The following is a 22,684-nucleotide window of genomic DNA, read 5'->3' as shown; positions in this document are numbered from 1 at the left end:
GTGCAGCAGCAGGCGCGCCAGTGCGGAGCCAGCGCGCCCGGGGGCCCTACTTGCTTAGCATGAGGCGCAGGGCTTGTGCTTTGCCGTCCACCAGCAGGCGGCCGGTATAAAGGCCCGTGACCAGGTCGGCGCCGTCCACGGCCACTTCGTAATCCTGGCCGGCCTGGGCGGTGCCGTTGTAAAGCGTTTTCACCAACTGGCCCAGCGAGTTGTAGAGCAGCAACTGGGCCGGGCCGGTGCTGGCGGCGCGGAAGTGCACCACGGCCCGCGTAGTGAACGGGTTGGGGTGTGCTTCGAACACGGGCACAATGGCTTCGGGGGCCACGATGCCGCCCGCCAACAGGGCCCCGGCGGCGGCCGTGGCTTTCCCGCCTTTAGCCGAGCAGTTGCCGAGCTGGTCGCCGTGGGCGAGGTAGTCGGCCACATCGCCTGACGAAACGCAGAGCGCATTGCCTTTGTGGCAGACGGTCACCTTATCATTCTTGTTGCCGCAGCGCACATCGGTTACGGTCAGCGTTACGGTGGCCGTGCCGGTGCAGCCCGACGCGCTGGTGGCCGTCACGGTGTAAGTGAACGTGCCGGCCGCGGTAGCCGTGAACACTGGGTTGGCCGCCGTGCTGCTGCTCAAGCCAGTGGCCGGGGCCCAGCGGTAGCTCACGCCGCCCGTAGCGGCCAGGGTGGCGCTTTGGGGGCCGTAGCCCAAGTACAGGTTGGTGGCCACGCCGCCGGTGTATACCGCCGAAGCGGGCTTGACGGCGATGGTGGGCGTCGGCACGGTGCCCATCACCGTGACGGTGGCGGTCTGGCTAGCCGTGTTGCCATGGATGTCGGTCACGGTCAGCGTCAAGGTGTTGGCGCCGATGTTGGCGCAGCTAAACGTCGTTTTGCTCAGCGCCAGCGATGCAATGCCGCAGGCATCGGTGCTGCCGTTGTCTACCTGAGCGGGTGTGATGGCCACGGTGCCGTTGGCCAAATTCACGGTCAGGTTGCGCACCACCACGGTGGGGGCCTGCTTGTCCTGCACCGTCACGGCGAAGGTCTTGGCATCGGTGCCGCAGCCGTTGGTGGCGGTAGCGGTTACAACCGTCGTGCCCACCGGGAAGAAATAGGGCGAAGTAATGGCCGTGGCCACGCCGCCCTGTACCACCGAGTAGACGATGGCCGGGGCGGGGGCCCCAGTAGCCGTGGCGGCAAACGCCACCGTGGCGCCGCACTGGTCGGCCGTGGTAGTAGCTACCGGCACGGTGGGCACCGCCACCACGGGGGCCGTGTTCACGGTTACCGTGGTAGTGCCGGCGGGGGCCGTGCCCGTGCAGTTGCCGTCCACTACCGACGTCAGGGAGTAGGTGGTAGTGGCGGCGGGCGTTACCGTCAAGTGGTACACACCTTCAGCGTCCACGGCGGCGGCGGCCACAGCCAGCGCGGTCGAAGTGGTGCCGCCATCGGCGGAGTAGTTCACCGTCCAGGGGGCGGTGCCGGTGAGGCGAATGGCGAGCGTGGCCGAGCTGCCGGCGCACACCGCCGCGTCGCCGCTGAGGGTGGCCGTGGGCAGGGCCTGCACCGTCACTTGCTGCGTGTACGACTCCGAGCAGGCGCCCTGGGCGATGGTCAGCGTGGCGGTGTATACGCCGGGCGCGGCGTAGGTGTAGGCCAGGGGGCCCTTGGTGGTGGCGTCGGTGGTGCCGTCGCCGTCCACGTCCCAGGCGTAGGTCGCGTTGGCTTCCAGGCCGGTCGAGGCGTCAACAAACGCGGTGGGGGCCCCCGCGCACACCGGGGCCGCCGTGAACGACGGGGCCGGCGGCAAGCAAACCAGGCCGGTTTTCACCACGCGGTAGCTGGTGCCCACCCGGATGCCGTCCACCGTCAGCGTGGGCGAGTTGGCGCCCTGGCGCAGGGCCACGGCCCCGATGTTGTCGTTGGGCGCGGCCGGCGTGGTCCCGGTTTCGGTGGCCGTGGCCGTGGCGGTGGTCGGCTCGGTGTCGGTGGCGGGGTTCAAGAACAGCTGGGTCGTGTTGCCGGCTTCGTCGAAGACGTGCTTCAGCACCAGCAAGTGCGTGGTGTTCAGGGCGTACTCGTCGGTAGTGAAGACGGTGGCGCCGGAGCCGCTGACCACGCCAAACGCCACCTTGTTGGTCGCCGTGTTCTTGCGGATGTACACCTTGGCGCGGAACGTGGTGCCGATGGACTTGGGCCCCAAGTGGAAGAAGTAGTCGGCCGTGGCCGAGGCGTTGGCCACGTTCACCAGGAACGACACGTACACCGGGGTGCGGGCGTACACGGCGTCAAACTGCCGGTTCACGTCTTCGCCGCTGCCGGTGAGGGAGGCCGCGTTGCCGCTGTTGGGGCCGTAGCCGGCGGCCGACAAGCCGGGCGTCGTCACGGCCACGGCCTTGGTGCCCGCGCCGCTGTGGGCCGTCCAGTTGTTGGCCGTCAGCAGGGCCCCAGCGGGATACTCGAAGTTCTCTTCGAGCAGCAGCGCGGCGGGAATGGCCTGGGTGGCTTGCGCCAGGGTGCCGGGCGCGGTGGTCAGGTAGTTCTCGGCGTAGGGCGTGTCGTTGTCGTTGAAGGCAAACACGGCGAAGGAGTACGACGTGTTCGGGCGCAAGCCCGTCACGGTCACGCTGGTACCGGTGCCGTTGTACACCACGTAGTTGCCCGTGCCCAGCACGCTGCCCTTGCTAAAGGCCGGGTCGGCGGCGTAGGTGGTGGCGTCGGCGGGCACGGCGTTCACGTCGCCGCCCAGGCGCGCTACCACGAGGCGCTTGGTGCCGTCGCCGCCGCTCAGGGTCAGTTCCACCGACGTGCTGGTGACCTGGCCGGCCGCCAGCGCCGCGGGGGCGGTGGGCTCGGCGGCCAAGGGCACGGCCACGGTGGTGAAGGCCAGCTCGTCACCGTAGGCCGTGCTCGTGCCGTTGGTGGCGTAGGCGCGCACGAAGTAGGTGGTGCCGGGCAGCAGGCCGGTGAGGGCGCTGGTGAACGCGCCGGTGCCGGTGCCGTCCGAGGTTTTGCTGGCGCTCAGGGTGGGGTTGGCCGTTTTGGCCCACACCACGCCGCGCGCAATCACGGGGCTGCCGCCGTCGTCGGCCACAGTGCCGCCGGTGGTGGCGGTAGTGGACGCTAGATCGGTGATGGCCGCGGTGCCCAGCGTGGCCGGGTACACCGTGCCCACGCCCGTGCCCGACACAGCCACGGCTTGGCCGGGCAGGCCGGGGCTCGTTACCGGCACGGTGGCCTGGTACGTTTGGGCCCCCGTGGGCACGAAGCGCACGTCGATGGTGGTGGCCGGCACGCTGCCGCCGACCGGCGTCAGCACGATGGCGCAGCAGGCGAAAGCGGTGGCGCCGGTGCGGATTTCAAAGCCCGCCGGCGGCGTGACGGTGATGGGCCCCGTGAGGGCGTCGCCGCCCACCACGAAGCTTTTTGGCAGCGAAGCCGCGCCCGCGGCCACGTTGCCAAAATCGGGCAGCGTGGTCAGCGAAACGCTCAGCGTGGGCGTGGCGGCCGGGGCCGATACGGTCACCGCGATGGGGTCGCTGGTGCCGGTGGTGGCGCCGCAGGTGGTAGTAGCGGTGGCCTGGGCCACCAAGTAGTAGGTGCCCGCGCCGGGGAAATCGGCGCCGCGCACTTGGTAGGTAGCGCCCGTGGCCACGGCGGTGCTGTAGGGCCCCGCAGCGCTGGTGCCGTACTGCCAGGCAAAGGTGGCGCCGGCCGGCGCGCTGGCCGTGAGGGCCGCGCCGGTGCCGGCGGCGGCCACCGTTTGGGGCCCCGCGGGGGTCACCGACACGGCCACGCTAGCGGCCGTCAGGCTCACGGTCAGGTCGGCGCCGTTGTTGGTGCCGTAGGTGGCGGGGCCGTCGTTCAGCACCCGCACGCGGTAGCCGGTACCGCTGGCCGTGCCGGCTGGGATGGCCGCCGCAATTGGCGAGGCGCCGCCCGTGCCGATGATGCCGGTGGTGGTACTGGCCGCAAATATGCCGCTGGCGTCGGAGAGCTGCACCTTATAGGTGCCGGTGAACGTGCCCGTGCCGGTGAAAGGCACGTCGAACGAAGGGCTGCCCGCCGCGGGCGCCACGCAGAACGACGTCGGCGCCACGCTGCCCGTGCTCAGGCTGGTGGTGGGCGCGGGCACGGCGGCCCCCGCGGTTACTTCCAGGTTGTCGATGCTGAACCGGGGGCGGCTGCCCGTGGGGGCAGTGCCGCCGGCCGTGGCCGCTAGGTAAAAGCGCACCTTGGCCAGCGAGCCAGTGAGGGCGGCCGGCAGGGCCACGGTGAGCCGGCCCGCCGACACTTCGTTGTTGGTGACGACGACGGTGCTGCCCGCCAAGTCCACGAAGCCGCCGGGGCCCCCGGTGTTGGTTTGCAGCTTGAAGGTGGACTGCCGGTTGCCGGTGCCGTTGTTCAACTCCGCCCAGTCGAGGCTGATGGTGCCGGCCGTGGTGCCCGTGAAATCCAGGTACAGGTCGAAGCCGGACGCGTTGGTGCCGTCGGTGCCGGTGGCCAGCAGCACAATGGCCGCGGCGCCCTTTTGCACCCCACCCGAAGAAGTGGACGAAGCGAAAACGGTGTTGGTGTTCGGAAACTTCGGGTCGCGTGGCCACCCCGAAACGGTTGGCGCCGGCGCCGGCCGCGAAGTTGGTCGTCCAGCCCGTGTTGGTGGTGCCGATGCCGGCAAAGTCCTCTTTATAGGTGCCGTCGGTCAGTAGGTAGGGCGTTTGCCCCCAGCTCTGCTGCGCGCCGAAGCACAGCAAGCAAGCGAGGAAAGCTGGCAACTGCGTCAATCTCCAAACGCTGCGATAAAAAATTGTCATATAGACGGTTATGTCGTTTTTAGGAAAATACGGGAAGGGGCCCAATTACTGCGCAGCGCCGACAGGGGCTTGCGTGGGGCCGGCATCGGTTTTGGCTTCGAGGGCGGCCTGCACGTCCAACGGCAGGTTCGAGAGCAGGTCGAGGCCGCTCGAGGCCTCGATGGCGTCCACGGTGGTGCGGTAGGTGCCCCAGTCCAGGTCAATTGTGTTGGCGTTGGGCATGTCCACGGCAATCACGCGGGTGTTGGCCGTGATGCGGGCCACGTCGTTGGTGCCCACGGGCAGAATCACAATCACCTTCCACGTGCGGTTGGGCACCGTCACGCGGCCCTGGTCGATGGTTTCCATGTAGCCGGCCGAGCCGGTGCCGCCCTTGCCGTAGCTGCCGCACACCACGTACACCTCGTTGCCGGGCAAGAAGGTGCGGGAGTAGTTTTCCAAGTCGGCCCAGGTTTTCTGGTTGTTGTTGGGGGCCTGGGGCATCATGTTGGTCATGAAGAACGTGGCCGAGTTGTTCTCGATGCTCGACGTGCGGTCGGCCGAGGGGCAGTTGTGGCCGCGGTCGAAGCCCGAGCCGGTGTAGCTCGTGCTCTGCACTTGGTACCAGCCGTCGGGCAGCGAGGGGTCGTTGCGGAAGGTGTCCTGGCGGTCGATGCCGTTGCGGTCCGAGCTGTCGATGTGCCAGCTCACCCAGTTGGGCTTGCCTTGGTCGCGGCTGTAACCCACCACGTACTGGGGCTTTACGAGCAGGTAGTTGTTGGGCGAGTTGAGGTCGGTGACGGCACCGCTGGGGTTGCCCAGGGCCAGGTTGTCGTTGGTGGCCGACGGCTGCGCCCCGCTGTAGTCGGTCACGGCGAAGTCATCGATGTTCAGCCGCGCCGCCCCGCCCGAGGTTTTGCGGATTTCGAACTTGACGCGGCCCGGGATGTTGGGGCTGAACGACACGGCCTGGAGCGTGGCGCTGGTGGTGAACACCGTGTTGCCCACCTTCGTCCACTTGTTGCAGTTGCAGGCTTCCGACTGAGCCCACAGCTCCCAGCTGCTGCTGGCGTCGGCGCCATAAATGGCGTGCTGCACCGTAACGGTGGCCGCCCCGTCGGGCAGGTAAAAGTCCATCGTGAGGGTGCCGCGCTGCTGCAAGCGCACGGCCTGGGTGCCGTCCTTGTGGTCGGCGTCGGAGCTGCCGAGCACGGCGTCCGCCAGCGTCCAGCTGCCGGTGGCCAGGGCTACCGTACCGGTGGGGTAATCGGGCTTGCTGCCGGTATCAAAGGTTTCCTGCGGGTTGGCGGCCACGGCGGCCGGGGCCCCGGGCCGGGCCGCGTACACGGGCTGCAACACCAGGCCCGAAAGGACCAGCCAATAGCGAAAAGAACTACGTAAAAACTCTGGCATACACCGTTCCGAAAAAGGCCCCTAATTAATTAACCGGCTGGCAACCACGCGCAGCCGAACCACAAAATTAAGGACGAGATAGGACGCAGGTGTTTTTTAATTATTAATTATTGGGCTTAACACTAATATTTTATCAGAATAATATAAGAGCTAAACTTGTTTATAATTAATATTTTAATTAATAATTATTTATAAATTAAGGCATTGGATTCAGCTTGTTTCCCGCCCAATTAATTTTCGCCCAACCCCGCCAAGACTGCAATTAATTGCGTCCGTTTTCCGAAAGCTGGGGGCCTTAACGGACGTAAAAAAGGCCCGCTACATTCCGTAGCGGGCCTTTTATTTATTTAAGTAATTAATTACTTACAACTACGCCGGTACGGCTTCGCGGGCGGGGGCTTGCTGGGCCGGGGCCTTGCTCACCTTGGCGGGGGCCACCGTTACCACCACGTATTTCGAGGTGGGCGTGTTGCTGGTTTTGGCCACGCTGGAGATGGGAATCAGCGGGTTGGCCTCGGGAAAGTAGGCCGACACGTTGCCGCGCGGAATCTCGTAGGGCACCGTCACGAACTTCTCCACCTTGCGCTCCTGGCCCTCGAAGTGGCTCGTGATGTCGATGAGGTCCTTGGCCTTGAGGCCGCGCTCGGCCATGTCCTCCTTGTTCATGAATAGCACGCGCCGCTCGCCATGCACGCCGCGGTAGCGGTCGTTGTACTCGTAAATGGTCGTGTTAAACTGGTCGTGGCTGCGCACGGTCATCAGCACGAGCTGGCCCGGTTCCAGGGTGTACTTCTCCAGCTCGGTGGTGGTGAAGTTGGCCATGCCGTTTTCGGTCGTAAACTTCCGCTCGCGGGGTCCGTTGGGCAGGTAGAAGCCGCCCGGCTTGCGCAGCTGCTCGTTGAACTTCTCAAAGCCCGGAATCACGCGCGCAATATGGTCGCGGATCACGTCGTAGTTCTCCGTCATCGCCACCCAATCGGCCACGTCGGTGCGGTCGGGGCCCAGCGTGGCAATGGCCACGCCGGCCAAGATGGCCACTTCGCTCAGCATCTGGCCGGGCAGGGGCACCAGGGCCCCCTTGTTCTGGCTCACCACGCCCATCGAGTTTTCGCAAGAGGTCATCTGGTGGCCCGCCTTCTGCATGTCAATGTCGAGGTGCGTGAAGCAGGGCAGCAGCAGGCTGGTGTTGCCCGTCACGAGGTGGCCGCGGTTGAGCTTGGTGCCCACAAACACGGTCAGGCTTTGCTTGCGCATGCCTTCGGCGATGACCTCCGTATCGGGGCCGGCCGCCAGCAGGTTGCCGCCCAGGCTAAAGTACACCTTGGTTTTGCCGCGGTACATCGCCTTGATGCTGTCCACCACGTCGAGGCCGTGCTCGTAGGGGGCTTGGAACTTGAACTCCTTGCCCAGCGCGTCCTGAAATGTTTTGGTCGGCTGCTCCCACACGCCCATCGTGCGGTCGCCCTGCACGTTGGAGTGGCCGCGCACCGGGCAGGTGCCCGCGCCGGGCTTGCCGATGGCGCCCTTCATGAGGTGCAGGTTCACAATTTCCTGGATCGTTTGCACGCCCTGGCGCTGCTGCGTTACGCCCATGGCCCAGCAGGTGATAATTTTTTGCTTGGTGGCCAGCATGTTGGCTGCTTCCAGCAAATCGGCCCGGCTGATGCCGCTGATTTGCTCGATGTCTTCCCAGCTGGTGCTGCGGATGTTCTGCTCAAACGACTCGAAGCCCGTGGTGAATTCCTTCACGAAGTCGTGGTCCACCACCTTGCCCGGGTTGCGGTCTTCGGCCTCGAACAGGTGCTTCATGATGCCGCGCAGCAGGGCCATGTCGCCGTCCACCCGCACTTGCAGGAACAGGTCGGTGATGGTGGTGCCGTCGCCGAGCAGCACGCCCAGCGCCTTCAGCGGGTTCATGAAGTCCTGCGGGTTCTTGAAGTGGTTCAGACCGGCCTCAATCAGCGGGTTGATGCTGATGATTTTAGCCCCGTTCTGCTTGGCCTTTTGCAGCGCCGACAGCATGCGCGGGTGGTTGGTGCCCGGGTTCTGGCCGATGATGAGGATGACCTCCGCATCGTACAAGTCGTTGAGCGTAACGGAGCCCTTGCCCAAGCCCAGAGTGGGGCTCAGGGCCGCGCCGCTGCTCTCGTGGCACATGTTGGAGCAGTCGGGCAAGTTATTGGTGCCGAACTGCTTGGCAAACAGCTGGAACAAAAATGCCGGCTCGTTCGGCACCTTGCCCGAGGTGTAGAAAATCGCCTCGTCGGGTGAGGAAAGCGCATTCAACTCCTTGCCGATGAGGTCGAACGCCTCGGGCCACTCGATGGGCTCGTAGTGGGTGCCGCCGGGGCGCTTCACCATCGGGTGCGTGAGGCGGCCAGAGTTGTTCTGGTCGCGGTCGGTCATGCGCGAGAGGTCGGCCAGGCTGTGCTTGGCAAAGAACTCGGGGCCCGCCGAGCGGTCGTCGGCGTCGGAAGCCGTGGCTTTGGCGCCATTTTCGCAAAACTCGGCAAACGAGCGGTGGTCGTCGGGGTCGGGCCAGGCGCAGCTCGAGCAGTCGAAGCCGTCCTTCTGGTTCATCTTCAGCAGGCCCCGGGTGCCGCGGTTCACGCCGCCCTCGGTCCAGCTGAACTCCATCGACTTGATGACGGCCGTGACGCCGGCGGCAATTTTCATGCGCGGCTCCAGCTTCAGGCCAGTTAGCTCCTCGGGGGGTTGAGCCAACACGTTGTGCTGGTGCTTGGCGCCCGTATTGTCGGGAGCCGGAATGTGAGTTTGGTCGCGTTCCATCTGGGGATCGGGGCGGTAATGGTCGGGGGCGGGCGCTTCGCCCTGTTCCGAGCGTTCACCGCTCTTGGGCGTATTGTCTTCGGCGCCTTGCTGCTCGGCTTTGCCGGCTTTGCTAGGGTCGTTGGTGGGAGACTCTTCCATGGGTGGGATAAGCTAAAAGCGTGGGAACGATATATTTACAAACTGCCGAGGTTAGTGGCGGCAGTCCAAATCTTTCTCGACCAAGATACGCAGCTGCCGGGCGTCGGCCAAGGCCACGCGCTCCGAAAAGCCGTTCTGGTCGGTACCGGTCCAGGCGTCGGCCAGGGCCTCGGGCACCAGCACCGTGAGGGCCCCGGGGGCGTAGCGCACCCGCACGACACTGCCGGGACCGTCGGCCGGCACCGTGCGCTCCAGCGCGTAGGTCAGCCGCTGGTCGGCGGTGGCCCCAAAGTGCACCGCTGCCGCTACCCGGCCCGTGGCCGCAAACTCCTGCACCTCAGCGTCGGACAAGCGCAGGCGGAGGGTGTCGTCTTCGATGCGGAGCTTCATATCATTAACAATTAACATTTATCACTCAACAACCAGGCGGCCTGGCCTCGGTGCATCGGCAGGGCATTGGCCTTAATAGGTTGTGCGGGCCCCTAATAATGCGGGGCCCTCATAAGTAGTACGGGGCCCCTGGTGGTTTGTTGATTCCTGCTTTTTGATTGTTAAATGTTAATTGATGAATGTTAGGCATTAGCCGCCTACCCGCCACGGGTGCGCGTAAATGTTGAACCGCTCGTTGCGCACAAAGCCCAGCACCGTCATGCCGAACCGCTCGGCGGCCTGCACCGCCAAGCTGCTGGGGGCCCCACGGCGGCCAGAATGCCGAGGCCGGCAGCGGCAGCTTTTTGCACCAGCTCGAAGCTGGCGCGGCCGCTCACCAACAGCACGTGATTGTGCAGTGGTAACCAATCTTGCAGCAGCGCGGCACCGATGAGCTTGTCGAGGGCGTTGTGGCGGCCCACGTCTTCGCGCAGCAGCAGCAGCTCGCCATCGGGCGAAAACAGGGCCGCCGCGTGCTGCCCGCCGGTTTGCTCAAAGCCGGCCTGGGCGGCGCGCAGGCGTGCGGGCAATTGGTGCACGGTGGCGTAGGCCAGGTGGGGCCCCTGGGCGGGCAGCACCGGGCAGGAGGTGGTTTGGATGGCGTCGATGCTGGTTTTGCCGCAGACGCCGCAGCTGGAGCTGGTGTAAAAGTGCCGCTCCAAGCCCTGGAAATCAACGGATACATGGGCGGCCAGCTCGGCGCGCACCACATTGCCGGCCTCCTCGGGCTTCTGCACGTCGGGGCAGGGGCGCACGCCCAGCAAGTCGGCCTTGCCCTGGATGATGCCCTCCGTCAGCAAAAAGCCGGCGGCCAGCTCCTCGTCCTGCCCCGGTGTGCGCATCGTTACGGACAGCGTGCGGTGCGCCCGCCCGCCGCCCGCCACGGCGTAGCCCAGCCGGATTTCCAGCGGCTCCTCGGCGGCCAGCTGGTCGGAGGCTTCCTCGGCGGGGCCCTCACCGCGCACCTTTTGCACGGTGGCGAATTCGTAACTGGCGGCGGGCAAAAGGATGGCGGGTTCCATGTGGGGAGGGGTATAGGGATGAAACCGCCGAAGCGAGCCGGTGTTTTGGCCGCTGCCCGGGGCCCCTAATCCAGCGGCGGCCCGCCGCTGCCAGCTGAAGCGGGGCCCGGCCGAATCATTGGGCCCCTTCCAGGAGCCCGGCGTTGCGCAGGGGCCCCTACTCCCCGCCGCCCACCGGGGGCCCGTCGTTGGTTTTGCGCAGCGGCAGCTCGGGCACGAACAGCGTGGTGATGAGCCCGCCCACGACTAGGAAGATGTTGAAGAAGTAAACCCGCCCGATGGCCTTCGAGAAGGCCGCGCGCGTGGCCGGGCTGGGCCCGCCCGCGCCGGTGGCCGCTACCGGTGCGGGGCCCTCGGTGGCCACGGGCAGGCGGGCGCTGCTCCCGGTGGCAGCCGCGGGCAGTTCGTGGGCCAGCGTGAAGCTGAGCACTGCCCCCAGCGCCGAGGCTGCCAGGGCCCCGCCAATCTGCCGGAAGAACTGGCTAGCCGAGGTGGCCTGGCCCACGAGCCGGGGGTCGGTGGCGTTTTGCACGGCTAGGGTGTAGAGGGGCATGGTGGGCCCCAGGCCGAGGCCGCACACCGCTAAGTAGATGAGCACCTGATGGTACTGCACGGTGGGCGGCATGGTGGCCAGCAGCGACAAGCCCACCAGCAGCAGCACGAGGCCCCCGAGCATCCAGCGCTTATAATGGCCAAAGCGCGACACCATCTGGCCCGCCAGCAGCGAACCCGTGACCACGCCCAGCGACAGCGGAATGAGGCTGACGCCGGCCCGGGTGGCCGATTCGCCCAGCACGTTTACCATGAACAAGGGCTCGAAAATGATGACGCCTAGGAACGCCCCGCCCATTAGAAAAAGCGCCGCGTTGGCCGTGCTGAACACCTTGTTTTTGAACAGGCTGAAGTTGAGAATGGGGTTTTCGTGGCGCAGGCTGCGCACCACGAACAGCGCTAGGGCCCCCACGGCCCAGCCCAGCAGGCCCAGCGTGAGGGGGGCCGTCCAGCTGTACTGCGCCCGGTTGAGCTGCAAGGCCACCACCAGGGGCCCCAGCCCCGCCACCAGCAGCAGCGCCGACACAAAATCGAACGGCTTAGGCTCGGTGCGGGGCCGCAGCGGCGGCATCTGGCTAATAATGAACCACAGCGCCACCAGGCCCAGCGGCAGGTTCACGTAGAACACCAGCCGCCAGCCCGCCACGCCCGGAATCAGGTTGGTGCCCTGGTCCGTCAGGAAGCCGCCCAACAGGGGCCCCAGCACCGACGACGTGCCGAACACGGCCCCCGTGTAGCCTTGGTAGCGCCCCCGCTCGGCGGGCGGAAATAGGTCGGCAATGATGATAAAGGCCATGGCGAACAGCCCCGCACCGCCCAGCCCCTGCACGGCCCGGAACACGATGAGCTGCGTCATACCGTCGCCCAGCAGCGGCAGGGTGCCAAACTCGCCCGCCAGGCCGCACAGCCCCGAACCCACCAGGAATACGCTGACGGCCACCACCTCAATGGCGCGGCGCGAGTACATATCGGCCAACTTGCCATAGATGGGCACCAGCGCCGTGCTGGCCACCAGGTAGGCCGTGGCCACCCACGTAAAGCGGTCGAGCCCGTGCAAATCGGCCACGATGCGCGGCAAGGCCGTGGACACGATGGTCTGGTCGAGGGCCCCCAGGAACATGGCCAGCAGGATGCCGCCGAAGGTGAGCATCTTCTGGCGGTGGGATAAGGTATCGGTCAAAACAAGGGAAGGAACGGAGCGGAAGTGCGCCTGTGTACTGGCTGGCGGGCCGGGCGGTTGCCACCGCGGCGGGGTTTGGGGCCCCGGCAGGTAGGCGAGTGAAATGTTTTTAGAATATTTTCAAGAAAACCAGCCCTTTACAACCCCTCACCATGCGGTAATAATCAATCAAAAAACCTACTTTTAGGGGCTTAAAAGGTTATAATAGCTTTAATAATTCTTTATACACTTATTTTATGGATATTGTCCAATTCTTAGCACGCGGCTGCCGGGCCCTGCTGGTGTTGGCACTGCTGCTACCGGTTTTTTCGGCCGCAGCCCAGGTCGCCGACACAGCGCGGTACTTGGGCGGCATTAAGGAAGTGGAACTGGCCGACGTGGAAGTGGCTCCCGAGGCCGTCGATACCAAGGGCTGGCTGCTGCTGAACCAGGAAGTGCAGCAGGAGCTGAACGGGGCCGTGCACAACCTCTACAACTTCAAGTTCGACCGGGCCGACCGGCAGTTCCGGTCGCTGCGCCGCCGCTACCCCGAGCACCCCATGGCCTACTTCCTGATGGGCCTTAGCACCTGGTGGAAAATATTGCCCACCAACCTGGGCACCAAGCAGTACGACCGCACCTTTTTTGCCTACATGGACACGGCCACCACCAAGGCCAAAGCGCTGTACGACGCCGACAAGCACAACTACGAGGCCTGCTTTTTCCTCTCGGCCGCCTACGCCTTCGATGCCCGCCTGCACGCCGAGCGCCACGACTGGCGCAAGGCCACGGTGGGCGTGAAACGTTCGCTCGAGTACATGGACAAGAGCAAGGAGGCCAACGATTTGAGCCCCGAATTCCTGTTCGGCCAGGGCCTGTTCAACTATTACTCCGGCTGGATTTCCGACGAATACCCGTGGCTACGGCCGGTGCTGCTTTTCTTCCCGAAAGGCAACCACGACCTCGGCATCGAGCAGCTGCGCATGGTGGGCAAAAACGGCTTCTACACGGCCACCGAGGCGCGGTTTTTCCTCATGCGCATCTTGGGCAGCGAGCGGGAGCACGAGGAAAACGCGGCCCTGAACGTGGCCCGCAAGCTCGTGGCCGAATACCCCGACAACAGCTACTTCGAGCGGAACTACGCCATGCTCTGCTTCCGCGAGGGCGACTGGGCGGGCTGCGAGCAAGCCAGCAAGTCCATCCTGCGCAAGCTCAACGAGGGCATGCCCGGCTACGAGGGCTACTCGGGCCGCTACGCCACCTACTTCCTGGGCTTCCTGATGCAGTACCGCTACCACAAGCTCGCCGAGGCCCGCGACTACTACCAGCGCTGCATCGTGTTCTCCGAAACCCTCTCCAACACCAGCGGCGGCTACTACCAGGGCGCGGCCTTCAACCTGGGCAAGCTGGCCGAGGCCGATGACGACCTGCGCGGCACCAAGCGCTACTACCAAATGGTGGTATTAGCCGGCGACCGCATGGCCCCTTCCTACAAGGAAGCAACTTCTTGGCTCAGAAGCCACAAGGAATAGATTAGCACTTTCCCGCCCGGACAGCTGATAACTTAACGCGTCGAAGGCAGCTAACTGCCCCGCCCGCCCACGTGTAAGTTCAGCCACTAAAAAGGCCCCGACTCTCGATAGAGTCGGGCTTTTTAGTGGCTGAACTTACACGTGGGCGGGTTCGGCTGTCAGGGAATCTGTTATTTCCTGACGCGCCGACCTCGCCCACGCAACCACGCTCTTCGTTAATGAACGATGGCCACGCGCTGGCTCGGGTGCTGGCCGTTGGCCAAGCGCAACGTTAGCTGGTAAATGCCCACGGGTAAGCCCGGGGCCTGCACTGGCACCTGGTTGGGGCCCTCGGCCAAGGTCACCGCCCGCTGCTGCACAATGCGGCCCAGCGCGTCGCTCAGCACCAGCGTTGCCGTCTGGGCCTGGGCGGCCGTGTAGGCCAGTGTGAAGTTGCCCTCGGGCGCCGGATTGGGGTAGGCGCTCAAGGAGCCTGCGAAGTTCGTTTTCTTGGCCGCGCCGGGCCGGGCGGCGGCCTGGGCCACGGCGGCGCTGCCGCTGGCGCTCAGCACTTCCAGGGCCGAGAGCTTGGCCTGGTCCATGCCGCCGCTCAGGTAGGGCACGCTCAGGTCGAGGTTCAGCACGCCGTCGGTCACGGTCACAGCGAAGGTTTCGGTCGTGGCCGTCAGGGGCCCTACTTTCTGCACGATGTCGTAGTGGTCGAGCACCTTGGTGCCCTCCAAAGCCGCATCGAACACGCGCTGGCCGGGCTTGGTCCAGTAGATTTCCGCGAAGTGCAGCACCACGTTGTACTTGCCGTTGGCCACGGGCAGGGCGTAGCTGAGCACGCCGTTGGTGCTGTATCGCTCGGTCTGGTACAGGGCCGGGTCAGGCGTGCCGGCAATGGCGGCCGCCGTGGTGGCCGTGGCACTGGCGGCCGAGAAGGACTGGTCGGCGGCAAAGGCGCCGCGCGAGGTGGCCAGGGCCCCGGCGCCCGCGTTCACGCGGTAGTCGGTGCTGGCTGGCAGCACTTCCAGGGCCGAGAGCTTGGCCTGGTCCATGCCGCCGCTCAGGTAGGGCACGGTGAGGTCCAGGTTCAGCACGCCATCGGTCACGGTCACGGCGAAGGTTTCGGTCGTGGCCGTTAGGGGCCCTACTTTCTGCACGATGTCGTACAGGCTTTTCACTTTCGCCCCTTCTAGGTTGATGTCGAACACACGCTGGCCGGGCTTGGTCCAGTAGATTTCCGCGAAGTGCAGCACCACGTTGTACTTGCCGTTGGCCACGGGCAAGGCGTAGCTGAGCACGCCGTGGGTGCTAAACCGCTCGGTCTGGTATAGGGCCGGGTCAGGCGTGCCGGCAATGGCGGCCGGGGAAGTGAAGGCGGCGCTGTTGGCCGCGTCGAAATACTGGTCGGCGGCAAAGGCGCCGCGCGAGGTCGTCAGGGCCCCACCGCCGGCGTTCAGGCGGAAGGTGGCCGGCACGGGGGCTTGCTTCTGGTTGAGGCGCACGCTCACGGTGCTGTTATCGAAAGGACGCGCCGCACTGCCGGCGAGGATATCCAAGTCGCCGTCGCTGTCCACGTCGCCCAGCACCACCACCGATGCGGCACCGGTCACCGCCACTTCCTGGCTGCCCCCGAAGCCACCCTGGCCGTTGTTGAGCCGCACGCTCACGGTTGAGCCCGTTGCGCTGGGGCCCACAAGGTCTAGGTCGCCGTCGCCGTCCACATCACCCAGGGCCGTGGCGGCCAGCCCCGCCGCCGGGGCGCTGGCGAAGTTGCCCGTGCCGTTGCCAAGGCCAATGCTCGTAGCGCCGCTCGCTACGTCGAGGCGGCCGTCGCCGTTCAGGTCACCCAGCAAGATGCGGCCAGTGGTAGCGCCCAAATTCAGCGGCCGGCTGGCGCCGAAAATGCCTTGCCCGTTGTTCAGGCTCAGGCTCAGGCCATCGGACTGGCTCGTGAACAGGTCCAGGTCGCCGTCGCCGTCCGCGTCGCCCAGGGCCAGCTCCGAAGCGCCCAGGGCCAGGTTCTGGTTGCCGCTGAACTTGCCGCGGCCGTCGTTGAGCCGCACATTCACTTCCAGGCGAAGAAAGTTCCCATCCACAGATATGCTGGGGGCCAACAAGTCGAGGTCACCGTCGCCATCCACATCACCCAGCACCAGCCGGTCGACACCAGACCCCAGCGAAACATTGCCCTGAAAGGTAAAATTACCCCGTCCGTCGTTAAAGTATTCCAGCACTTGGCTCGTTGAAACAGATTTTCGCAAGTAGCTGGTTACGAGTATATCTATATCACCGTCGCCGTCCACATCGCCCAAGGCGAGGCGGGTAAGGACGCCACCCGAAGAAATCGAGTTTTGGCCGTTGGTGTAGGTGCCGTCGCCCTTGTTCAGGCGGATACTCAAGTCGCCGTTGCCGCCGTTGGCGGTGATAATGTCCAGGTCGCCGTCGCCGTCCACGTCGCCAGTCACCAGGTCGTTCAGCGTGGTGCCGGTGGGCACCTCGGAGCCGCCTCCGAAAATGCCGCTCGTCGGCGCGGTGGCCGTCGTGAACTGGAACACCCGCGAAGGGCTACCCACGGCGGTGGCCAGCACCGTTTCGCCAGCCTTAAAGGCCGCCGCGGGCTGGAACGTGAGAGTGCTGCCGCTCAGCCGGCTCGTGCCGGCTTTGCGCCCGCCCGCCTGCTGGCTGAACACCTGCAACGCCTGCTCGATGCCGGAGCCTCTGGCCGGGGCCTGGGCAAACGTGACGGCCACCGCCGTAGCCGTGGGGGCCCCGTTGGCGTTGGGCGTGGGGGCTACGCTGGCAATGCCGAGCAGGGGAAAGCCCGCGGGCCGCACCGTGAACGCCAGGCCGTTGCTGGGCCCGTCGGCGGTGGTGACCACCACCGGGCCGCTCGTGGCCCCGGCGGGCACCGTCACGCGCAGCTCAGTGGCCGATACCACCACCACGCCGGTGGCCGCCGTGCCATTGAACATGACCTTGGCCGCGGCCGTGAAGTTGGTGCCCGTGAGGGTAATGACCTCGTTGCTGCCCGCTATGCCCGTCGCCGGCGAGGCGCTGGCCAGGGTGGGCGGGATGAGGACGGGAGGGGGCTGGTTCAGGCGGACGCTCACTATCCCATTGCTGAGGCCCCCAGCCAGGATGTCGAGGTCGCCGTCGTTGTCCACGTCGCCCAGCACCAGGCTGGTGTTGCCGCCGTTGCCCGTGTCTGCGGCGGGGCCCGGGGCAAAGGTGCCGGCCCCGTTATTAAGGAGCACCGCCGCTTTAGGGGAGCCGTTGTTGTTGCCCGTCACCAAGTCGAGGTCGCCGTCGCCGTCCACGTCACCTAGGGCCAGGGCATCGCCGTAGCTTACGGCTACCTGAATTTCCTGGCCTACGCTGAAGCTACCCTTGCCGTCGTTCAGCCGCACGCCCACGGCGTAGGGGTACTCCACCGCCAGCAGGTCGAGGTCGCCGTCGCCGTCCACGTCGCCTATTAATACTTTGCTGGGGCCGGCCACCGTCGGCACTTCCTGCCCTGTGCCAAACGCGCCCGCGCCGTTGTTGAGGCGCACGCTCAGGCCCGTGGGGTCAGCGTTCACCAGATCAAGGTCACCGTCGCCATCGAAGTCGCCCAGGGCCAGGCTGAACACCCCAACAGGCAGGTTAATCGACGTCCCGCCGCCAAAGGTGCCAGCCCCATTGTTGAAGCGGACCTCTATACCCCCCTTGCCATTGTCGAAGTAACTGGCCACCAAGTCTAAGTCGCCGTCGCCGTCGAGGTCGCCCAACGCTACGCCCGTGGGCGAGCTTCTAACCACCAAGTTCTGGCCGTTATCGCCGCGAAAACCACCGCGGCCGTCGTTGTAGCGGATGCTCACCGCGGCGCTGCCAATACCCGCGTTGACCGCCACGATGTCGAGGGCGCCGTCTCCGTTCACATCGGCCAGCACCACACTCTGGGGCCCGGCCCCCAGCGGCAGCTCTTGGCCGCCGGCAAACCCGCCGCGGCCGTCGCCGAAGCGCACGCTGGCGGTGCCACCGCGGGCATTGGTCGTCACCAGGTCCAGGGTACCGTCGCCGTTTAGGTCGCCGGTCGCCATGCCGTTGACGTCGCTGCTTACCGGCGACTGCTGGCCGCCGCCGAAGAGGCCGTTGGTTGGGCGGGTGGCGGTGGTAAACTGAAACACCTGGGGCTTGACGAAGGCCCCGACGCTGCTTTGTGCCCCCGCCGTCAGGGTTACCAGCACCGTTTCGCCGGCTTTAAACCCCTTAGCAGGTATGAACGTGATCTGATTATCGTTATCATAAGTGTTGACCACGCCGGCCTTTCGCCCACCAGCTTGCGCGCTGAACACCCGCAGGGCCCCCCGGCTAGACGCGGTATTGGCGATACTTTGGTCGAAGGCTATGGACACGGCGGTGTTGCGCGGGGCGGCCACGGCGTTGCGGGCCGGCACGAGGCTGGTAACGAGCAGGGGGGGCGTGGTGGGCGCCTGGTTCAGGCGCACTTTCACTTTGCCGAAGGTCAGGGCCAGAATATCCAGGTCGCCGTCGCCGTCCACATCGCCCAGGGCCACGCTGCTCACCGCGCCGGCATCCACCGATTGGCCATCACTCAAATCGCGGCCCAAGGGGTAAAAGCCCGAGCCGTAGCCCCGGCGTACGTTTACCCCGCTAAAACTGGCCCCTACTAGGTCCAAAACACCATTGCCATCAATGTCGCCCAGCGCAAACCCGTTGGCCGGGTAAGCCGAGCTGGCCGTCATTGAACTCTGGTCCGTTGTCGCGAAATCACCGCTGCCGTTATTCAGCTGAACGGTTAGCCCTTGGTAGCTGGGTTCGGTCACTACGGCATCAAGGTCGCTGTCGCCATCGAGGTTGCCAAGTAGTATTCTGTTGGCTCCGTTGGGCAAGTCCTTTTCGAAGCCGCCCCCAAAGTTCCCTTGGCCGTCGTTGAGGCGGGTGCTCATCGTGCTGCTATACGCGTACGGGAATTGGCCAACGCTGACCAAATCCAGGTCGCCGTCGTTATCCACGTCGCCCAAGGCCACGTCCTTCGGGTCTGCCTGAACGGGCACAATGGGGCCCTGGCTGAAAGCACCCCCGCCGTTGTTCAGCTGAATGCCAATGAACTGCGTGCTTTGGAAAGTGCTGCTGCTGCCAGTGCTCGCCACCGCCAAATCGAGGTCGCCGTCGCCGTCCACGTCGCCCAAAGCCACGGCAACAGGATTGTTACCTACAACGATGTTCTGGGCGCTGCTGCTAAAAACGCCCCGGCCATCGTTGAGACGCACGCTCACCCCCCTGACGGAGGCGTAGAGGCTGATGGATACCAAGTCGAGGTCGCCGTCGCTGTCCAGGTCGCCCAGGGCCAGCACCACGGCCCCGCGTTCCAGGGCCAGTTGCTGCCCGGCAGCAAAGGTTCCGCTGCCGTTGTTGAGGAAGACGCCCACGTTGCTTTCCTGGCTGCCACCTACCAGGTCGAGGTCGCCATCGCCGTCGAGGTCGCCCACGGCGATGCCCTCCGCGTTGCCCGTGGTGGATTCCGGGCCGCCGCCAAAAATGCCCGTAGTGGGGGTAGTGGCGGTGGTGAACTGAAACACCTGCGGCCTGGCCGGGGCCCCGTTGCTGCTTTGAACCCCCGCCGTGGCGGTGGCCAGCACCGTTTCACCGGCTTTGAAGGCCGTGGTGGGCTGGAACCGGAGCGTGTTGCCGCTCACGGTGGCCGTGCCGGCTTTTTTGCCGCCGGCCTGCGCGCTGAATACTTTTAGGGCCCCCAGCGTGGCGGCGTTATTGGCCAGCGCTTGGTTGAAGGTGACGGCGACGGCCGTGGTGCGCGGGGCCGCCGCGGCGTTGCGGGCCGGCGTAAGGCCCGTGGCGACGGGCCCCTGCGCCTGGGCGGGGCCCACTAGCAGGGCCCCCAGGGCCGCAGCGTAGCCCGCGCCGGCGGCCAGCCGCCGGCCGAAAACAGTAGAATTTAGTCTCATAAAGTAAGGGAAAGGATGGGTACTGCTACGGCCAGTCCGGCCGTAGCAGCCTACGAATATCCTCCACTTCTTCTAAAACATAAAGTTAATCTAGCTATTTTTATATAAAAAATGGAAGATTAATAGCGCCTGAATTATACAGTTCAGCTAATTGGCTGCTAGTTGTTTGTCGCCTCACGCGCCCACCCGCGCTTCCGCCTTCATCACCCGGCTGGCCACGGCCGACACGCACAGGCCCATCACGGCAATGAGGGCCAGCGACACGCGCAGGCTGGTGGCCCCGGCGATGAGGCCAATGACCGGGGGCCCCAGCAAAAAGCCCACGAACCCGATGGTGGACACCGCCGCCAGCGCCATGCCCGCCGACATGGTGGTGGAGCGCCCCGCCGCGCTATACACCAACGGCACCACCGACGACGTGCCGAAGCCCACCAGCAAGAAGCCCAGCAACGCCACCGGCAGCACCGGAAACGCCACCGCCAGCGCCAGCCCCGTGGCCGTGAGCAGCCCGCTGCCTTGGATGACGCGCCGGGCCCCCAGCCGCGCCGCCAGCCCATCGGCCCCGAAGCGGCCCAGGGCCATGGTGCTCATGAAGGCCGTGTAGCCCGCGCCCACCCAGTTGCGGTCCACGAGCAGCACCTTTTTGAAGTACACGCCGCTCCAGTCGAACATGGCGCCTTCGCAAATGAGGGCGCAAAAGGCAATAGCCCCCAGGCCCAGCAGGTGTCCGTCGGGCCGCACGAAAGCCGGCTGGTTGGGGTCCACGCCGCTGTCGTGGCGCACCACGCTGCTGGCGCTGGCGGCCAGGCCAGCGGCAATGAGCAGCGCGATGAGCAGGAAGTGGTAGCCCGGCAGCACCCCGGCCCCGATCATCACCGTGCCGATGGCCGCGCCGGCAAACCCTGCCAGGCTCCAAAGCCCGTGGAACGAAGCCATGATGGGGTTGGTGTAGAGCCGTTCCACGTTGACGGCCTGAGTATTAACCGCAATATTGGTCAGGTTGCTACCCACCCCGAACAGCATCAGCAGCGGCACCAGGTGGTAGAGGTTGGCGGCCCAGCCCAGCGCCACCAGGGCCCCGGCGTAAATCAGCACGCCCGCCAGCACCACTTGCCGGCTGCCGCGCTTGGCCACCAGCCACCCCGCCAGCGGTAGGCTCAGCAGCTGCCCCGCCGGAATGGCAAACAGCACCAGCCCCAGCTGCCCGTCGCTCACGCCCATGCGCTGCTGAATGCTGGGGATGCGCGACGCCCAGGTGGCGAAGCATAGCCCCAGTAGAAAAAACAGGGCCCCCACCGCTGCCCGGTGCTTTTTGCGCGACCCCGCCGCCGCCGCTAAAACCGAAGAATCCAAGGCTATCATACACTGTCTGCCGCTGGTGCCCGGGGCCCTACCGGGCCCTAGGTACATTAAAAACCAATCTCATCTAACTTCAAATAACCGCCAGGGTTATGCTTCCGCCGAGCGCAAACCATTGTTTTTTGGGCAAGCGCCTGCTGTAAGCCATCCGCTGGAGCTCCGGCGACGCAAGTTAAGGTGGCGGTCAGCGCCCGGCCCAGCCGCTCCGGCCACTTGGCACAGCCGCCGCCTGGGGCCCCCAAGCTACCGCCGATACCCGGGGCCCCAAGCAGCGCGGCACCCCGCAAAAACTGGCAATCTGTGCGTCCTTTGCAGCCCCGTTTTCCCTTTGCGTTTATGCCCAACCTTCCTTTAGAACTCCGCACCGTGCACGTGACGCGCTACGTGACGCCGCTGCGCGAGGGCGGCTCGCTGCCCGCGCTGGTGGAAGCCGACGACGGTTTTTTGTACGTACTGAAATTCCGGGGCGCGGGGCAGGGCTTGAAGGCGCTGGTGGCCGAGCTGATTGTGGGCGAGCTGGCCCGGACCCTGGGCCTGCGGATGCCGGAGCTGGTGTTTTGCCAACTCGACGAAGCCTTCGGCCGCACCGAGCCCGACGAGGAAATCCAGGACCTGCTGCGGGCCAGCACCGGCCGCAACCTGGCCCTGCACTTCCTGTCGGGAGCCAGCACCTACGACCCCCTGCTGGCTCCCGTGGGGCCCCAGCTGGCCTCGCTGGTGGTGTGGCTCGATTGCCTGACGCTGAACGTGGACCGCACCGTGCGCAACACCAACTTGCTGCTCTGGCACAAGGAGTTGTGGCTAATTGACCACGGCGCGGCCCTCTACGTGCACCACACCAGCCCCGACTGGGCCGAGCGCCCCGGCGGCCAGCGCCCCTTCCCCCAAATCAAAACCCACGTGCTGCTGCCCCAAGCCACCGAGCTGGCCGCGGCCGACGCCGAAGGCCACGTCCGCCTCACGCCCGAGGTAATCCGGGCCGTGGTGGCCCTGGTGCCCGATGAGTGGCTAACGGACGACGCCCCGCCCGCAGCCCAGCGCGCCGGCTATGTGCGCTTCCTCGAAAGCCGCCTGGCGGCCTCCCCCACCTTTGTTCAGGAAGCCGACGATGCCCGCCAAGGACTTATTTGAGTACGCCGTGCTGCGCGTCGTGCCGCGCGTGGAGCGGGAGGAATTTCTCAACGTGGGCGTGGTTGTGTACTGCCGGGCCCAGGGCTTCTTACAAACTAGGTTTGCGCTGCCCGAAGCCCGCTTGCGCGCCTTCTCGGCCGCTCTGGATCTGGAGGAACTGGCGGCGCGCCTGCACGCTTTCGAGCGCATTTGCCAGGGGCGCGCCACCGGGGGCCCTATTGGCCAGCTCGCCATTGCCGAGCGGTTTCGCTGGCTCACCGCCACCCGCAGCACCGTGGTGCAAACCTCGCCTGTGCACCCCGGCCTGTGCGCCAACGCCGCCGAAACCCTGGCCCAGCTGCACGCGCAACTGGTGGAGTAGGGCCCCACTGCCCGAATGAGGCCGGGGTGGGCTGCTGGATTTTCGCCGGCTGCC

The 22,684-nt window shown here is 65.7% G+C and carries 10 protein-coding genes and 1 pseudogene; 3 read left to right on the top strand and 8 right to left on the bottom strand.

The window, feature by feature from the left end:
• Window positions 1-46: 46 nt before the first annotated feature.
• The 6 genes and pseudogenes from BEN49_RS25110 to BEN49_RS25085 form a co-directional block, all read right to left on the bottom strand.
• On the bottom strand, window positions 47-4,531 hold the full coding sequence (locus BEN49_RS25110) for a beta strand repeat-containing protein (RefSeq protein ID WP_070747873.1): 4,485 nt from the start codon (window positions 4,529-4,531) through the stop codon (window positions 47-49).
• Window positions 4,532-4,853: 322 nt separating this feature from the next.
• The gene (locus BEN49_RS25105) at window positions 4,854-6,200 is read right to left on the bottom strand and encodes a DNA/RNA non-specific endonuclease (RefSeq protein ID WP_239692106.1); all 1,347 of its coding nucleotides are present in this window, start codon (window positions 6,198-6,200) and stop codon (window positions 4,854-4,856) included.
• A gap of 369 nt (window positions 6,201-6,569) precedes the next feature.
• Window positions 6,570-9,131: an FdhF/YdeP family oxidoreductase gene (locus BEN49_RS25100; RefSeq protein WP_070747867.1), complete on the bottom strand. Its 2,562-nt coding sequence runs from the start codon at window positions 9,129-9,131 to the stop codon at window positions 6,570-6,572.
• Window positions 9,132-9,182: 51 nt separating this feature from the next.
• A complete protein-coding gene (locus BEN49_RS25095; RefSeq protein ID WP_070747864.1) occupies window positions 9,183-9,521 on the bottom strand; it encodes a DUF7009 family protein in 339 nt (112 codons plus the stop codon).
• Between the two features lie 189 nt (window positions 9,522-9,710).
• Window positions 9,711-10,402: pseudogene (fdhD, locus tag BEN49_RS25090) on the bottom strand (formate dehydrogenase accessory sulfurtransferase FdhD).
• Between the two features lie 337 nt (window positions 10,403-10,739).
• Window positions 10,740-12,314, bottom strand: a complete 1,575-nt coding sequence (locus tag BEN49_RS25085; RefSeq protein ID WP_239692105.1) for an MDR family MFS transporter — start codon at window positions 12,312-12,314, stop codon at window positions 10,740-10,742.
• A 236-nt stretch (window positions 12,315-12,550) separates the two neighbouring features.
• Here BEN49_RS25085 and BEN49_RS25080 point away from each other — a divergent pair, with 236 nt between their 5' ends.
• Window positions 12,551-13,825 carry a tetratricopeptide repeat protein gene (locus BEN49_RS25080; protein WP_070747857.1) on the top strand — a complete coding sequence of 425 codons (1,275 nt, stop codon included), beginning with the start codon at window positions 12,551-12,553 and terminating at the stop codon, window positions 13,823-13,825.
• A 215-nt stretch (window positions 13,826-14,040) separates the two neighbouring features.
• Here the strand turns inward: BEN49_RS25080 and BEN49_RS25075 are convergent, their stop codons facing one another.
• Complete coding sequence (locus BEN49_RS25075) at window positions 14,041-19,779, bottom strand: FG-GAP-like repeat-containing protein (protein WP_070747854.1); 5,739 nt, start codon at window positions 19,777-19,779, stop codon at window positions 14,041-14,043.
• A 174-nt stretch (window positions 19,780-19,953) separates the two neighbouring features.
• Window positions 19,954-21,132: an MFS transporter gene (locus tag BEN49_RS25070; protein ID WP_083326480.1), complete on the bottom strand. Its 1,179-nt coding sequence runs from the start codon at window positions 21,130-21,132 to the stop codon at window positions 19,954-19,956.
• Window positions 21,133-21,474: 342 nt separating this feature from the next.
• On the opposite strand from BEN49_RS25070, the gene BEN49_RS25065 reads away from it, so the two are divergent.
• Together BEN49_RS25065 and BEN49_RS25060 are read left to right on the top strand one after the other, a co-directional pair.
• Window positions 21,475-22,269 carry a HipA family kinase gene (locus tag BEN49_RS25065; protein WP_070747848.1) on the top strand — a complete coding sequence of 265 codons (795 nt, stop codon included), beginning with the start codon at window positions 21,475-21,477 and terminating at the stop codon, window positions 22,267-22,269.
• Window positions 22,247-22,630 (top strand): DUF3037 domain-containing protein, encoded by a 384-nt coding sequence (locus BEN49_RS25060; protein ID WP_070747845.1) that lies wholly within the window; start codon window positions 22,247-22,249, stop codon window positions 22,628-22,630. Before BEN49_RS25065 ends, BEN49_RS25060 begins: the two co-directional genes overlap by 23 nt.
• Window positions 22,631-22,684 lie beyond the last annotated feature (54 nt).

Source organism: Hymenobacter coccineus, assembly GCF_001816125.1.
GTDB lineage: Bacteria > Bacteroidota > Bacteroidia > Cytophagales > Hymenobacteraceae > Hymenobacter > Hymenobacter coccineus.
The sequence above is the reverse complement of the archived record's forward strand: the minus strand, read 5'-3'. Positions and strand labels throughout refer to the sequence as shown.